The sequence below is a fragment of the Methylobacterium sp. W2 genome, from assembly GCF_020662345.1.
In the GTDB taxonomy this organism is placed as follows: domain Bacteria; phylum Pseudomonadota; class Alphaproteobacteria; order Rhizobiales; family Beijerinckiaceae; genus Methylobacterium.
This window is the reverse complement of record NZ_VMOA01000039.1, coordinates 20,916-33,750: the sequence shown is the minus strand read 5'-3', so window position 1 is coordinate 33,750 and position 12,835 is coordinate 20,916. Positions and strand designations below refer to the sequence as shown.

The following is a 12,835-nucleotide window of genomic DNA, read 5'->3' as shown; positions in this document are numbered from 1 at the left end:
GTCCGATTCTAGTAGTGCATGGTGGCGACCAGCTTTTGAAGCTTGGCCTGATTCTCAGATTTCGTGCGCAGATTGTGCGCATCGAGATCGATTTCTTCACCGGCATGGCCGACCCAGCCGATCGAATGGCCGTATTCTGCGATCGTGAAGTTGCGGAAGTTCTCGGGGGTCTGCAGGTACGTGAAGATCTTGCCGCGATCGATCGTCGGGCGAAGATCCACGATACCTTCGTAACCGTCGTCCCAGACGATCTTGAGGACGCCGTGAATGACGTATTCGGCCTCTCTGATGCGGGCGAGACGTTTCATGGGATCTTCCCAGGATTGATGTCGGACTGAGCGGTGATCCACGCGATCCGGAGCGCTGGTTTGCGCGTCTCAGCCCAGGCCACCACCTTTTGGTACTGCGCTCTCGGCAGGAAGCCGACGATGATCTTCAGGGTGTCGAGGTCGATCAGGGCCTCGTGCTCGGCGTACTCTGCATGGAAGTGAGGTGGCGGATGATCATCGTTGTAGAACCAAATCTTGATTCCATCGATGATCGCGACGACCGGCATTGTTTCAGGCGATCACCCGGACGGAAACGATGCCGGTCGGCTCAGACATGGCGATGACTGGCTCCCGTCACAGGTCCAGCACGAGGCGTGCCGGATCCTCCAGGGCCTCCTTCACACGGACCAGGAAGGTCACCGCCTCCTTCCCGTCGACGATGCGGTGATCGTAGGAAAGCGCGAGATACATCATCGGCCGCGCCTCGATTTTTCCGCCACGCACGACAGGCCGTTCTTCGATCCGGTGCATGCCGAGGATGCCCGATTGCGGCGCGTTGAGGATCGGGGTCGACATCAGCGAACCGTAGATGCCGCCGTTGGTGATGGTGAAGGTGCCACCCTGCATCTCCTCAATGGAGAGCTTGCCGTCCCGCGCCTTCTTGCCGAAACCGGAGATCGTCTTTTCGATGCCGGCGATGGAGAGGTCGTCGGCATTGCGCACCACCGGCACGACGAGGCCCTTATCGGTGCCGACGGCGATGCCGATATGGTAGTAGTTCTTGTAGACGAGATCGGTGCCGTCGATCTCGGCATTGACCGCCGGTACGTCCTTCAGGGCGCCGATCACCGCTTTGGTGAAGAAGCCCATGAAGCCGAGCTTGGTGCCGTGCTTCTTCTCGAAGATGTCCTTGTACTGCGAGCGAAGGGCCATGACGGCGGACATGTCGACGTCGTTGAACGTCGTGAGCATCGCCGCCGTGTCCTGGGCGTCCTTCAGGCGGCGCGCGATGGTCTGGCGCAGCTTCGTCATCTTCACGCGCTCTTCGCGCGCGGCATCGTCGGGCTTCGAGGCCGGGCGCGGCGGCGAGGGCGCCTTGGCCTGACGGGCCGGCGCCTCAGCCGGGGCGGACGGCGCCCGGGAGGTCGCCTCGATCATGTCCCCCTTGGTGACGCGACCGTCCTTGCCGGTGCCGTTCACCGTCGAGGGGTCGATGCCGGATTCCCGCGCCATTTTGGCGACGGCCGGACCATTGTCCCCGGCGGGGCGATCGGATGTCGGCGCGGCGGCATCGCCGTGGTTGCCGTAAGCGGCAGAGGATTCTTCCGCCGGCGCCTTCGCCGCCCCTTCGGCTTGCGGCTTTGCCGGTTCCTCGGTGCGGGTCTCGGTCTTGGACTCTGTCTTCTTCGGAGCGGCGGCCTTCGCGCCACCGCCGGCACCGGCCTCGACGATGGACCCGAGCAGGGCACCCGGCTCCACGGTCTCGCCGTCCTTCGCCAGGATCTCGCCGAGTTCGCCGGCGGCGGGGGCGTTGACCTCGAGGGTGACCTTGTCGGTCTCGAGCTCCACCAGGGGCTCGTCCGCCGCCACCGCGTCGCCCGGCTTCTTGAACCAGCGGCCGATGGTGGCCTCGCTCACGGATTCGCCAAGCGTGGGGACGATGATGTCGGTTGCCATGGTGTGGAGTCCGCCCGAAATGATTGGTCGCGTCGGATGAAAGGGAGTGCCGGAGGCGTCAGGCCGCCAGCGCTTCGTTGAGGAAGGCCTGGAGCTGGGCCTGATGCTTGGAGAGAAGGCCGACCGCTGTCGAAGCCGAAGCCGGGCGGCCGACATAGCGGGCCCGCTTCACCTGGGACTGGGCCTGGCCGAGCACCCATTCGAGATACGGATCGACGAAGGACCAGGCGCCCATGTTCTTGGGCTCCTCCTGGCACCACACCACCTCGGCGTTGCGGAACCGCGCCATTTCGTTGGCCAGCGCCTTGAGCGGGAACGGATAGAGCTGCTCCACGCGCATCAGGTAGACATCGTTGACGCCGCGCTTCTCGCGCTCGTCGTAGAGGTCGTAATAGACCTTGCCCGAGCACAGCACGACGCGGCGGACCTTGTCGTCCTTCACCAGCCGGACGCCGTCCTCCTCGTGTTCGGCATCGTCCCAGAGCACGCGGTGGAAGGTCGATCCCTCGGCCAGCATGTCGAGGTTCGACACCGCACGCTTGTGGCGCAGGAGCGATTTCGGGGTCATCAGCACCAGCGGTTTACGGAACTCGCGGTTCAGCTGCCGGCGCAGGATGTGGAAGTAGTTCGAGGGCGTGGTGCAGTTGGCGACCTGCATATTGTCCTCGGCGCACATCTGCAGGAAGCGCTCGAGGCGCGCGGAGGAATGCTCCGGCCCCTGGCCCTCGTAGCCGTGCGGCAGCAGCAGCGTCAGGCCGGACATGCGCAGCCACTTGCGCTCGCCGGACGAGATGAACTGGTCGATGACCACCTGCGCGCCGTTGGCGAAGTCGCCGAACTGCGCCTCCCACAGCACCAGGGCGTTGGGCTCGGCCAGGGAGTAGCCGTATTCGAAGCCGAGCACGGCCTCCTCGGAGAGCATCGAATTGATGACCTCGAGATTCGCCTGCCCGTCGCGGATGGAGTTCAGCGAGGTGTAGCGCTGCTCGTTCTCCTGATCGATCACCACGGCGTGGCGCTGGGAGAAGGTTCCGCGCTCCACGTCCTGGCCGGACAAGCGGACCCGGTGACCGTCGACGAGGAGCGATCCGATGGCCAGGGCCTCGGCGGTCGCCCAATCGATGCCCTTGCCCGTCTCGACGGCCTTGGCGCGGTTGTCGAAGAAGCGCTGGATGGTGCGGTGGAGATGGAAGCCCGGCGGCGGCGTGGTGATGCGCTGGGCGATCTCACGCAGGGTATCGGCGGGCACGCCGGTTTTGCCGCGGCGCGGATCGTCGACATCCTCCCGCACGGCCTTGAAGCCGGACCAGCGGCCGTCGAGCCAATCGGCCTTGTTGGCCTTGTAGTTACCGGCGACCTCCAGCTCCCCATCGAGCATGGCGCGGAACTCGGCCTTGCGCGCGTCGAACTGTTCCTGCGTCAGCACGCCCTCGGCAACGAGCTTCTTCCCGTAGGTCTCCAGCGCTGTGGGATGCTTGCGAATGCGCTGATACATCTTCGGCTGGGTGAAGGCCGGCTCGTCGCCCTCGTTATGGCCGAAGCGCCGGTAGCACAGCATGTCGATGACGACGGGCTTGCCGAACTTCTGCCGGTACTCGATGGCGATCTTGGCCGCGAAGGTCACGGCCTCCGGGTCGTCGCCGTTACAGTGGAAGATCGGCGCCTCCACCATCTTGGCGACGTCCGACGGATAGGGCGACGAGCGCGAGAACCGCGGATCGGTGGTAAAGCCGATCTGGTTGTTGATGATGAAGTGGATCGAGCCGCCGGTACGGTGCCCCTTCAGGCCCGACAGGCCGAGGCACTCCGCCACCACGCCCTGGCCGGCGAAGGCCGCATCGCCGTGGATGAGAAGCGGCACGACGCTGGTGCGCTGCACGTTCGGCTTGGCCCGCTGGTCCTGCTTGGCGCGGACCTTACCCAGCACCACCGGATCGACGATCTCGAGATGGGACGGGTTGGCTGTGAGCGAGAGGTGGACGTTGTTGTCGTCGAAGGTGCGGTCCGACGAGGCACCGAGATGGTACTTCACGTCGCCCGAGCCCTCGACCTCCGCGGGAGACGCGGAGCCGCCCTTGAACTCGTTGAAGATCGCGCGGAAAGGCTTGGCCATCACGTTGGAGAGCACGTTCAGGCGGCCGCGATGGGCCATGCCGAGAACGATCTCCTTGGCGCCCAGTGCCCCGCCGCGCTTGATGATCTGCTCCAGCGCCGGGATCATCGATTCCGATCCATCGAGACCGAAGCGCTTGGTGCCGGTGTATTTGAGGTCGAGGAACTTCTCGAAGCCCTCGGCTTCCACCAGCTTGTTCAGGATCGCGCGCCGGCCTTCGGGCGTGAAGGAAATCTCCTTGCCCTTGCCTTCGATGCGCTCCTGAATCCACGCCTTCTCCTCCGGGTTGGAGATGTGCATGAATTCGACGCCGAGGGTCTGGCAGTAGGTGCGCTCCAGGATCTCGACGATCTCGCGGATGGTCGAATATTGCAGGCCGAGCACGTTATCGAGGAAGATCGGACGGTCCCAGTCCTTCTCCTCGAACCCATAATGCTGGGGATGCAGCTCCTCGTGATCGCCGCGTGGGGCGAGCCCGAGGGGATCGAGCTTGGCGTGGAGATGGCCGCGCATGCGATAGGCGCGGATCAGCATGATCGCGCGGACGGAATCCTTGGTGGCCTGCTCCACCGATACGCCGCTGGCGGCGACCACGGCGGCGCCGTTGGCGACCTTGGCGCCATCGAGCTTGGCGGTGTCCGACTTCGCACGGATCTTGTCGCCCACCGCCTTCTCGACCGTCGCCCAATTGCCGTCGAGGGCCGAGACCATCTCGCCATTGGCATGAACCGGCCAGTTCGGCTTCTGCCAGGAGGCGCCCGCGGCATTCTTCTCGGCAAGGCCGCTCTCGTCACCGAGGGATTTGAAGAAATCCTGCCACTGCTGATCGACCGAATGCGGATCGCGGGCATAGGCCGCCTGCAATTCCTCGAGATAGGCGGCATTGCCGCCGGTGAGGAACGAGGTTTCGAGAAGCGCGTCCTGGCGAGCCATCGTCGATCATCCTACCGCTTTTGGCGGGGAAGCCGCCCCTGCGGCGGGCCCCTGCTCCCCTCGCGGCGCCGATGGGCGCTCCGACGGGGATGTCCGTGTCGACGCGGCGATCAGGCCGCGTCGCTTCCTAGATAGAGGCTGCGGGACGATTTTGCACCGCAACACAGGTGACAGATTCTCGCGAGCCTCAACCCTTGAGGACGTCGACGAGGGTGCTGCCGAGGCGCGCCGGCGAGGGTGAGACCCGGATTCCGGCGGCTTCCATCGCCGCGATCTTGTCCTCGGCGCCGCCCTTGCCACCGGAGATGATGGCGCCGGCATGGCCCATGCGGCGACCCGGAGGCGCCGTGCGACCGGCGATGAAGCCGACCATGGGTTTCTTGCGCCCGCGCCTCGCCTCGTCGGCGATGAACTGCGCCGCCTCCTCCTCGGCGGAGCCGCCGATCTCGCCGATCATCACGATCGATTCGGTCTTGTCGTCGGCCAGGAACAGTTCGAGCATGGAGATGAACTCGGTGCCCTTCACCGGGTCGCCGCCGATCCCCACCGCCGTGGTCTGGCCGAGGCCGGCATTCGAGGTCTGGAACACCGCCTCGTAGGTCAGCGTGCCGGAGCGCGAGACGATGCCCACCGAGCCGCGCTTGAAGATGTTGGCCGGCATGATGCCGATCTTGCACTCGCCGGCGGTGACGACGCCGGGGCAGTTCGGCCCGATGAGGCGCGACTTCGAGCCTTCCAGCGCCCGCTTCACCCGCACCATGTCGAGGACGGGAATCCCCTCGGTGATGCAGACGATGAGAGGGATCTCGGCGGCGATCGCCTCGCAGATGGCATCGGCCGCACCGGGCGGCGGCACGTAGACCACGGAAGCGTCGGCGCCGGTGGCCTCGCGGGCCTCCGCCACGGTGTCGAAGACCGGCAGGCCGAGATGGCTCGCGCCGCCCTTACCCGGGCTGGTGCCGCCGACCATCTTGGTGCCGTAGGCGATGGCCTGCTCGGAATGGAAGGTCCCGTTCTTGCCGGTGAAGCCCTGGCAGATGACCTTGGTGTTCGCGTCGATCAGGATGGACATGGGTACTCTCAGCCCTTCTTCACGGCGGCGACGATCTTCTGCGCGGCATCGTCGAGGTCGTCGGCGGGGATCACGTTGAGGCCGGAATTCCGGATGATCTCCTTGCCCTTCTCGACGTTGGTGCCCTCCAGACGCACCACCAGCGGCACTTCGAGGCCAACCGTCTTCACCGCCGCGATCACGCCGTTGGCGATCACGTCGCATTTCATGATCCCGCCGAAGATGTTGACGAGGATGCCCTTCACCTGCGGATCGGCGGTGATGATCTTGAAGGCCGCCGTCACCTTTTCCTCGGACGCGCCGCCGCCGACATCGAGGAAGTTCGCCGGCTCCTCGCCGTAGAGCTTGATGATGTCCAGCGTCGCCATGGCGAGGCCGGCGCCGTTGACCATGCAGCCGATGGTGCCATCGAGCGCGATATAGGCGAGGTCGTATTTCGAGGCCTCGATCTCCTTGGCGTCCTCCTCGGTCTCGTCGCGGAGCGCCACGATGTCCGGATGGCGGTAGAGCGCGTTCGAATCGAACGAGATCTTGGCGTCGAGGCATTTGAGATGGCCGTCACCGGTGAGTACCAGCGGGTTGATCTCCAGCATGCTCATGTCCTTGGCGGTGAACGCCGCGTAGAGCTTGGTGGTGAGGTCGCCCGCTTCCTTGGCCTGCGCGCCGGTGAGGCCGAGAGCCTTGGCGACGGCACGGCCGTGATGCGGCATGATCCCGGTGGCCGGATCGACGGAGAAGGTGATGATCTTCTCGGGCGTATCGTGGGCCACGGTCTCGATATCCATGCCGCCCTCCGTCGAGACGACGAAGGCGACCTGTCCGGTCTCGCGGTCGACGAGCATCGACAGGTAGAACTCGGCGGCGATCTGCGCGCCTTCCTCGATATAGAGGCGGTTGACCTGCTTGCCGGCCTCACCGGTCTGGATCGTAACGAGCGTCTGACCCAGCATTTCGCCGGCAAACTGCTTGACCTCGTCGATGGACTTGGTGACGCGCACGCCGCCCTTGGCGCCGGCGGGAGCGCCCTTGAAGGTGCCCTTGCCGCGACCGCCCGCATGGATCTGCGACTTCACCACCCAGACCGGGCCGCCGAGTTCCCTGGCGGCCGCTTCGGCCTCCTCGGGCTTGAAGATCGGCACGCCGCGGGAGACGGGCAGGCCGAACTCCTTGAGCACCGCCTTCGCCTGATATTCATGGATGTTCATTCGGACATTTCCTCGTCTCGTCCCGCGGCAGCGCGCGGGATTGGAAGACACGACACCGGCATCGTTCACGCCGGCCGCGATGCGGCCGGCGTGCGATGCTTCTTGTCAGGTTTCAGGCCAGAGCCGGGTTCACGGTCTTGCAGGCTTCGATCAGCGTCTTCACGGCGCCCACCGACTTGTCGAACATGGCCTTCTCGTCGGCGTTGAATTCCACCTCGAGGACGCGCTCGACACCGCCGGCACCGATGACGATCGGGACGCCGACATACATGCCGTCGATGCCGTACTCGCCGCTGAGATAGGCGGCGCAGGGCAGCACCCGACGCTTGTCGCGCAGGTAGCTCTCGGCCATGGCGATGGCCGAGGCGGCCGGGGCGTAGAAGGCCGAGCCGGTCTTGAGCAAGTTCACGATCTCGCCGCCGCCCTTGCGAGTCCGCTCGACCATGGCGTCGAGTTTCTCCTGGGTCGTCCAGCCGAGCTTGACGAGATCGGGCAGGGGCACACCGGCCACGGTGGAGTAGCGCACCAGCGGCACCATGTCGTCGCCGTGGCCGCCGAGCACGAAGGCGGTGACATCCTCCACCGAGACCTTGAACTCGTCGGCCAGGAAGTGGCGGAAGCGGGCCGAATCGAGCACGCCGGCCATCCCGACGACCTTGTTGGTGGGGAGGCCCGAGAACTTCTGCAGGGCCCAGACCATGGCGTCGAGCGGGTTGGTGATACAGATCACGAAGGCGCCCGGAGCGTGCTCCTTGATGCCGGTGCCGACGGCCTCCATGACCTTGAGGTTGATGCCGATCAGGTCGTCGCGGCTCATGCCGGGCTTACGCGGCACGCCGGCGGTAACGATCACCACGTCGGCTCCGGCGATGGCCGAATAATCGCTGGCGCCCGTATAGGTGGCATCGAACCCGTCGACCGGAGCCGATTCCGCGATATCGAGGGATTTGCCCTGGGGAACGCCGTCGACGATGTCGAACAGGACGACGTCGCCGAGCTCTTTCAGGCCGGCCAGATGCGCGAGGGTTCCGCCGATCTGTCCGGCGCCGATGAGCGCGATCTTGCTGCGTGCCATGGAAAACGAACCTCCAGTATCAGTGCCGATCCGCGATGCTCCGTCCGAACGGACGGGCTGCTTGCCGGGGTCGCGATCGCACGTTGATTTCGCCGCGACGGTGTGGCGGAAAAGTCCCCATGCTTCAACCCGACGTGGTCGGCGCCAAGCAGAGTTCGGGCCAGAGGCGGATCGGGCCGAAAGAATGCGCTTGGGATAAAATCCTATCGTCCGAAGGATTTAGGTGGCCGAAGCTTGCGCCGGTTCGACGGCAAAGCTTCGGTGACAGGCTGTGATAATTGTCACTTTGCCTAAAGTGCGCCCATTCGCAGCACTTTCTGGATGGCCAGGATCACGGCTCCGAAGCGTGCCTGGATCAGGTCGACGGGCAGGTCGGAATCGTGCTGCATCGCCAGCGGATGGGTGAACCGGTAGCTCGCATCGAAGATGTAGGCGATCGCCCGCTCGCGGTCCCGCGCCACGAAGGCGCCCGCCGCGATCCCCTCTTCCACCACCCGTTCGACCAGGCTGCGCAGGCGCACCCGGTGACGCCGGGCGATGGGCCGTGCGGCCACGGTCGCGTCGAGATGGACCGCGAACAGGTGCGGCTCCCGCGCCAGCACCTCGCGCTGGGCGCTCGCCAGGGCCATCAGCAGGCGTTCGATCTTGTCGTCGGCGGGGTCGGGCGCATCGGCGATGCGGGCGAGTTCCGCCTCCACATCCCGGAGCCAGCGCCCTGCGACGGCATCGAGCAGGGCGTCCTTGGAAGGAAAATATCGGTAGACGTTGGCATGGGTCATACCGGCTTCGGCGGCCACGGCCACGACCGTCACCCGTTTGTGCCCGAGGCGCGCCAGATGTTCCGTCGCGATCGCGAGGAGGCGCGCATCCACCGAGAGCGGTGCGGGGCTGGTCCGGCCGATTCGAGCCTTGGACCTGTCGGGCGGACGAAGCCCCATCATGGGTGAAGCATCATCGCTGCCGGCCGAATCATAGCCGACCACAAAGGACGTACCTGCCGTCTCCATCGATACTCCAGCCGGCGCTGATAAGGAGGGCGGGCCGTATCCGGAGTCGGCGTCGCCCCCGCTTGTCTCGCTGAGTCCGAGACAGCCAGACGGCCATAGCTGGTCAGAAGCTGTTCTTCCAGGCCCTTAATGCAGTGAACACTACCTCTGCGGGTGAATTAGGCGCGAGATTCACTGCTTTAGCCAAAGCGGGCTCCGTGGAACGGAGGAATGGATTGGTCGCCCGCTCGTGTTTCATCGTCGTCGGGATCAAGAAACGGCCCGCGGCCTTGGCCTCCTCCGCCTGCGCCATGCGATCCCTCAACAACAGGTTGTCGGGATCGGCAGCGACAGCGAAACGGGCGTTGGCAAGTACGTAATCGTGGCCGCTGAAGACCTGGGTGTCGTCGGGCAGGGGGAGAAACCGCTCCAGCGACCGCCACAGCGATTCGGGCTGGCCCTCCACCACGCGTCCGCAGCCAAGGGTGAACAGGGTATCGCCGGCGCAGACGATCCCCGCCTCCGCGAACCAGTAGGTGACGTGGTCGCGGCAATGGCCGGGCATCTCCCAGACCTCGGCTTCGAGATCGCCCACCCGGACGAGATCCCCCTCGGCGACGGTGACGTCCACCTCCGGCACGTCCGGGCCGGCCTTGCGCGGGGCGGTCACCTTTGCGCCCGTGCGCCGCTTCACCTCCGGGATCCCCTCCACATGATCGAGATGCCGGTGCGTCACGAGGATGTCCGTGAGCGTCCAGCCCGTCTCGTCGAGGGCCTTCAGCACGGGAGCCGCCTCGGGCACGTCGATGGCGGCGCAGGCGCCCGTCGCGGGGTCGCGGATCAGAACGCCGATATTATCGCTGCGGCAGAGGAAGGTGCGGATCTCGGGGCGGGAGACGGTCACGAGGCGTTCCTGTCTGTGGCGCTGTTGTCCTGAGGCAGAACCCGACGCGTCAGGGCCGAGTTCCCCCCTGACGCGGCATGCCGGCTTGTGGGCGAGCGGTCTCGTCCCCATTGATCCGATTCCGACCCTGCGTCAAAGAACCCTGTAACCTCGACAACGTCCGGCCGCGCCGGAGCAAGCCGCCCCATGCGCCTCGACGTGACCGATCTGCGCGCCTTCTATGCCAGCCCGCTGGGCGGCGTGACCCATCGCATCGTCGGGCGGGCGATCCATGGGTTCCTCGGCTCGGTCTCGGGCCTGAGGGTTCTCGGCCTCGGCTATGCGACGCCCTATCTCGGGCCGGTCCACGTCATCGCCGAGCGCACCCTCGCCTTCATGCCGGCGACCCAGGGCGTCGTGAACTGGCCCGGGGGCGGACGATCCTGCTCGGCCCTCGCCGACCCGACCATGATGCCCCTGCCGGAGGCGGCGGTGGACAGGGTGATCCTCGTCCACGCTCTCGAATCGGTGGAGAGCCCCACCGAATTGCTCCAGGACGTCTGGCGCGTGCTGACGCCCGGCGGGCGGATGATCCTCGTCGTGCCCAATCGGCGCGGCGTCTGGGCCCGCCGCGATGCGACGCCGTTCGGCCACGGCCAGCCCTACAGCCGCTCGCAGCTCGGTCGGCTGATGCGGACCACCCAGTTCTCGCCGGAAGGATGGGCCGAGGCCCTTTACATGCCTCCGGTGAACAGTCGGCTCTGGCTGAGGACGGCCGGCGCCTGGGAGAAGGTCGGCACCGGCCTCTCCCTCCCCTTCGCGGGCCTGCACGTCATCGATGCCACGAAGCAGCTCTACCGTCCGGTGGCGGTCCGTCAGGTGCAACGGGCCGCCCGCTTCGCTCCAGCGCGGGTCCTCGTCCCCACCCCGTCCCCGGGTTGAACCCGAACACCCGCTCCAAGGCATTCGCTTCCATGTTCAGCCTGATCGACCCGGAGGCGGCGCTCCACAGCTTCGTCTTCGCCTTCTCCAGCCTGTTCTCGATCGTCAATCCGGTGGGCTCGGCGCTGATCTTCTCGCAGATCACCGCGCAGAACTCGCATCCGGAGCGGGTGGAGATCGCCAAGCGCATCGGCTTCTACTCCGCGCTGATCATGCTCGCGGCTCTATGGGCCGGGGCGCCGATCCTCAATTTCTTCGGGGTCTCGCTGGGCGCGCTGCGGATCGCCGGCGGCCTCGTGGTCGCGGCCTCCGCCTGGACCCTGCTCAGCGCGCCCGAGATCCGCGAGGCCCGGAAACAGGCCGAGGCGACCCATGACACGAGCGACAGCGTCGCCGACGTGGCGTTCTTCCCCCTGACCCTGCCCTTCACCACCGGCCCCGGCACCATCGCCGTGGCGATCGCCCTGGGCTCGAACCGGCCGGCCGCCGGCCCCGACCGCATCGGCTTCTATCTCGGCATGTCGCTGGCGGCCCTCGCCATCGCGATCCTGGTGAGATTCACCTACGGCTCGGCCGACAGGGTGGTGACGGCCATCGGCCCGGTGGGAGCGCGGGTCCTCGGCCGGCTCTTCGCCTTCCTGCTGCTGTGCATCGGCACCCAAATCACCGTGAACGGCGTCGGCGACGTGCTCGGACCGATCCTCGCCACGCGACACTGAGCTTTCACCTCTCCTCCCCCTCGCCTTGGCATCGGGTGGCCGAGGCTGTACCGCAGGCGCGACGTTTCGAGGAAGGGCGACAGGATGCGGCTCGCAGTGGTCGGCGCCGAGGGGCGCATGGGGCGGATGCTGATCCGGGCGGTGGCGGAGGCCGAGGGATGCACCTTGAGCGGCGCCGTCGAGCGCGAGGGCTCGCCCGCCCTCGGCCAGGATGCGGGGGCGCTGGCCGGCCTGCCGCCCCTCGGTGTCACCGTTTCCGACGATCCGCTCACCGTCTTCGCCGCCACCGACGGCGTCCTCGACTTCACCGCCCCGGCGGCGACGACCTTCTTTGCCGAACTCGCCGCCCAGGCCCGCATCGTCCACGTCGTCGGCACGACCGGCCTCGCCGAAGCGGACATCGCCAAGCTCACTGCGGCGGCGCACCATGCCCGCATCGTGCGTTCGGGCAACATGTCGCTGGGCGTGAACCTGCTCGCCGGCCTCGTGCGCAAGGTCGCCGCCGCGCTCGGCGAGGATTTCGACATCGAGATCGTCGAGATGCATCACCGCATGAAGGTGGATGCTCCCTCCGGCACGGCACTCCTCCTCGGCGAGGCGGCCGCGGAAGGGCGCGGCGTCAGCCTCGCCGAGACCCGCGTCTCGACCCGTGACGGCCATACCGGCGTGCGCCGCCCCGGCGATATCGGCTTTGCCACCCTGCGCGGCGGCACGGTGGTGGGCGACCACAGCGTGACCTTCGCCGGCCCCGGCGAGCGCATCACCATCAGCCATCACGCCGAAGATCGCGCGATCTTCGCCCGTGGCGCCGTAAGGGCGGCGTTGTGGGCCTACGCCAAGCCGCCCGGCCTCTACGGCATGGCCGACGTCCTCGGCCTCTGATACGAGCGCCCGGTCATTGACTGTTCAGGTTGGCCGGTACACCAGCCCCGCAGGCGCAGATTCTGTTGCGTCGCACCAT

At 66.5% G+C, this 12,835-nt stretch carries 12 protein-coding genes; 3 read left to right on the top strand and 9 right to left on the bottom strand.

The window, feature by feature from the left end; all coding sequences use genetic code 11:
* Positions 1-8: 8 nt before the first annotated feature.
* The 9 genes from FPV16_RS19430 to gloB form a co-directional block, all read right to left on the bottom strand.
* Positions 9-308, bottom strand: coding sequence for a DUF2442 domain-containing protein (locus FPV16_RS19430; RefSeq protein ID WP_227440014.1), 300 nt, complete (start codon positions 306-308; stop codon positions 9-11).
* Positions 305-556, bottom strand: coding sequence for a DUF4160 domain-containing protein (locus tag FPV16_RS19425; RefSeq protein ID WP_227440013.1), 252 nt, complete (start codon positions 554-556; stop codon positions 305-307). The genes FPV16_RS19430 and FPV16_RS19425 overlap by 4 nt, the downstream gene beginning before the upstream one ends.
* Before the next feature lie 67 nt (positions 557-623).
* The gene (gene odhB, locus FPV16_RS19420; RefSeq protein ID WP_227440012.1) at positions 624-1,946 is read right to left on the bottom strand and encodes a 2-oxoglutarate dehydrogenase complex dihydrolipoyllysine-residue succinyltransferase; all 1,323 of its coding nucleotides are present in this window, start codon (positions 1,944-1,946) and stop codon (positions 624-626) included.
* Positions 1,947-2,004: 58 nt separating this feature from the next.
* Positions 2,005-4,992 (bottom strand): 2-oxoglutarate dehydrogenase E1 component, encoded by a 2,988-nt coding sequence (locus tag FPV16_RS19415; RefSeq protein WP_227440011.1) that lies wholly within the window; start codon positions 4,990-4,992, stop codon positions 2,005-2,007.
* A gap of 187 nt (positions 4,993-5,179) precedes the next feature.
* Positions 5,180-6,064, bottom strand: a complete 885-nt coding sequence (sucD, locus tag FPV16_RS19410; RefSeq protein ID WP_227440010.1) for a succinate--CoA ligase subunit alpha — start codon at positions 6,062-6,064, stop codon at positions 5,180-5,182.
* A gap of 8 nt (positions 6,065-6,072) precedes the next feature.
* On the bottom strand, positions 6,073-7,269 hold the full coding sequence (gene sucC / locus FPV16_RS19405) for an ADP-forming succinate--CoA ligase subunit beta (protein WP_227440009.1): 1,197 nt from the start codon (positions 7,267-7,269) through the stop codon (positions 6,073-6,075).
* A 112-nt stretch (positions 7,270-7,381) separates the two neighbouring features.
* A complete protein-coding gene (mdh, locus tag FPV16_RS19400; RefSeq protein ID WP_227440008.1) occupies positions 7,382-8,344 on the bottom strand; it encodes a malate dehydrogenase in 963 nt (320 codons plus the stop codon).
* A gap of 290 nt (positions 8,345-8,634) precedes the next feature.
* Entirely contained in the window at positions 8,635-9,285 is a 651-nt protein-coding gene (locus FPV16_RS19395; RefSeq protein WP_227440007.1) for a TetR family transcriptional regulator, read from the bottom strand.
* 169 nt (positions 9,286-9,454) lie between these two features.
* On the bottom strand, positions 9,455-10,234 hold the full coding sequence (gene gloB, locus FPV16_RS19390; protein WP_227440006.1) for a hydroxyacylglutathione hydrolase: 780 nt from the start codon (positions 10,232-10,234) through the stop codon (positions 9,455-9,457).
* A gap of 186 nt (positions 10,235-10,420) precedes the next feature.
* Between gloB and FPV16_RS19385 the strand changes: the two genes are divergently transcribed.
* From FPV16_RS19385 to dapB, 3 genes are all read left to right on the top strand, one after another.
* Positions 10,421-11,155: a class I SAM-dependent methyltransferase gene (locus tag FPV16_RS19385; RefSeq protein WP_027171510.1), complete on the top strand. Its 735-nt coding sequence runs from the start codon at positions 10,421-10,423 to the stop codon at positions 11,153-11,155.
* A gap of 32 nt (positions 11,156-11,187) precedes the next feature.
* The gene (locus FPV16_RS19380; protein WP_227440005.1) at positions 11,188-11,874 is read left to right on the top strand and encodes a MarC family protein; all 687 of its coding nucleotides are present in this window, start codon (positions 11,188-11,190) and stop codon (positions 11,872-11,874) included.
* Between the two features lie 84 nt (positions 11,875-11,958).
* Positions 11,959-12,756 carry a 4-hydroxy-tetrahydrodipicolinate reductase gene (gene dapB, locus FPV16_RS19375; RefSeq protein WP_227440004.1) on the top strand — a complete coding sequence of 266 codons (798 nt, stop codon included), beginning with the start codon at positions 11,959-11,961 and terminating at the stop codon, positions 12,754-12,756.
* Positions 12,757-12,835 lie beyond the last annotated feature (79 nt).

Coding starts and splice junctions, on each gene's coding strand:
- FPV16_RS19430 (WP_227440014.1), bottom strand. CDS start 308: ATGAAACGTCTCGCCCGCATCAGAGAGGCCGAATACGTCATTCACGGC.
- FPV16_RS19425 (WP_227440013.1), bottom strand. CDS start 556: ATGCCGGTCGTCGCGATCATCGATGGAATCAAGATTTGGTTCTACAAC.
- odhB (WP_227440012.1), bottom strand. CDS start 1,946: ATGGCAACCGACATCATCGTCCCCACGCTTGGCGAATCCGTGAGCGAG.
- FPV16_RS19415 (WP_227440011.1), bottom strand. CDS start 4,992: ATGGCTCGCCAGGACGCGCTTCTCGAAACCTCGTTCCTCACCGGCGGC.
- sucD (WP_227440010.1), bottom strand. CDS start 6,064: ATGTCCATCCTGATCGACGCGAACACCAAGGTCATCTGCCAGGGCTTC.
- sucC (WP_227440009.1), bottom strand. CDS start 7,269: ATGAACATCCATGAATATCAGGCGAAGGCGGTGCTCAAGGAGTTCGGC.
- mdh (WP_227440008.1), bottom strand. CDS start 8,344: ATGGCACGCAGCAAGATCGCGCTCATCGGCGCCGGACAGATCGGCGGA.
- FPV16_RS19395 (WP_227440007.1), bottom strand. CDS start 9,285: ATGATGGGGCTTCGTCCGCCCGACAGGTCCAAGGCTCGAATCGGCCGG.
- FPV16_RS19385 (WP_027171510.1), top strand. CDS start 10,421: ATGCGCCTCGACGTGACCGATCTGCGCGCCTTCTATGCCAGCCCGCTG.
- FPV16_RS19380 (WP_227440005.1), top strand. CDS start 11,188: ATGTTCAGCCTGATCGACCCGGAGGCGGCGCTCCACAGCTTCGTCTTC.
- dapB (WP_227440004.1), top strand. CDS start 11,959: ATGCGGCTCGCAGTGGTCGGCGCCGAGGGGCGCATGGGGCGGATGCTG.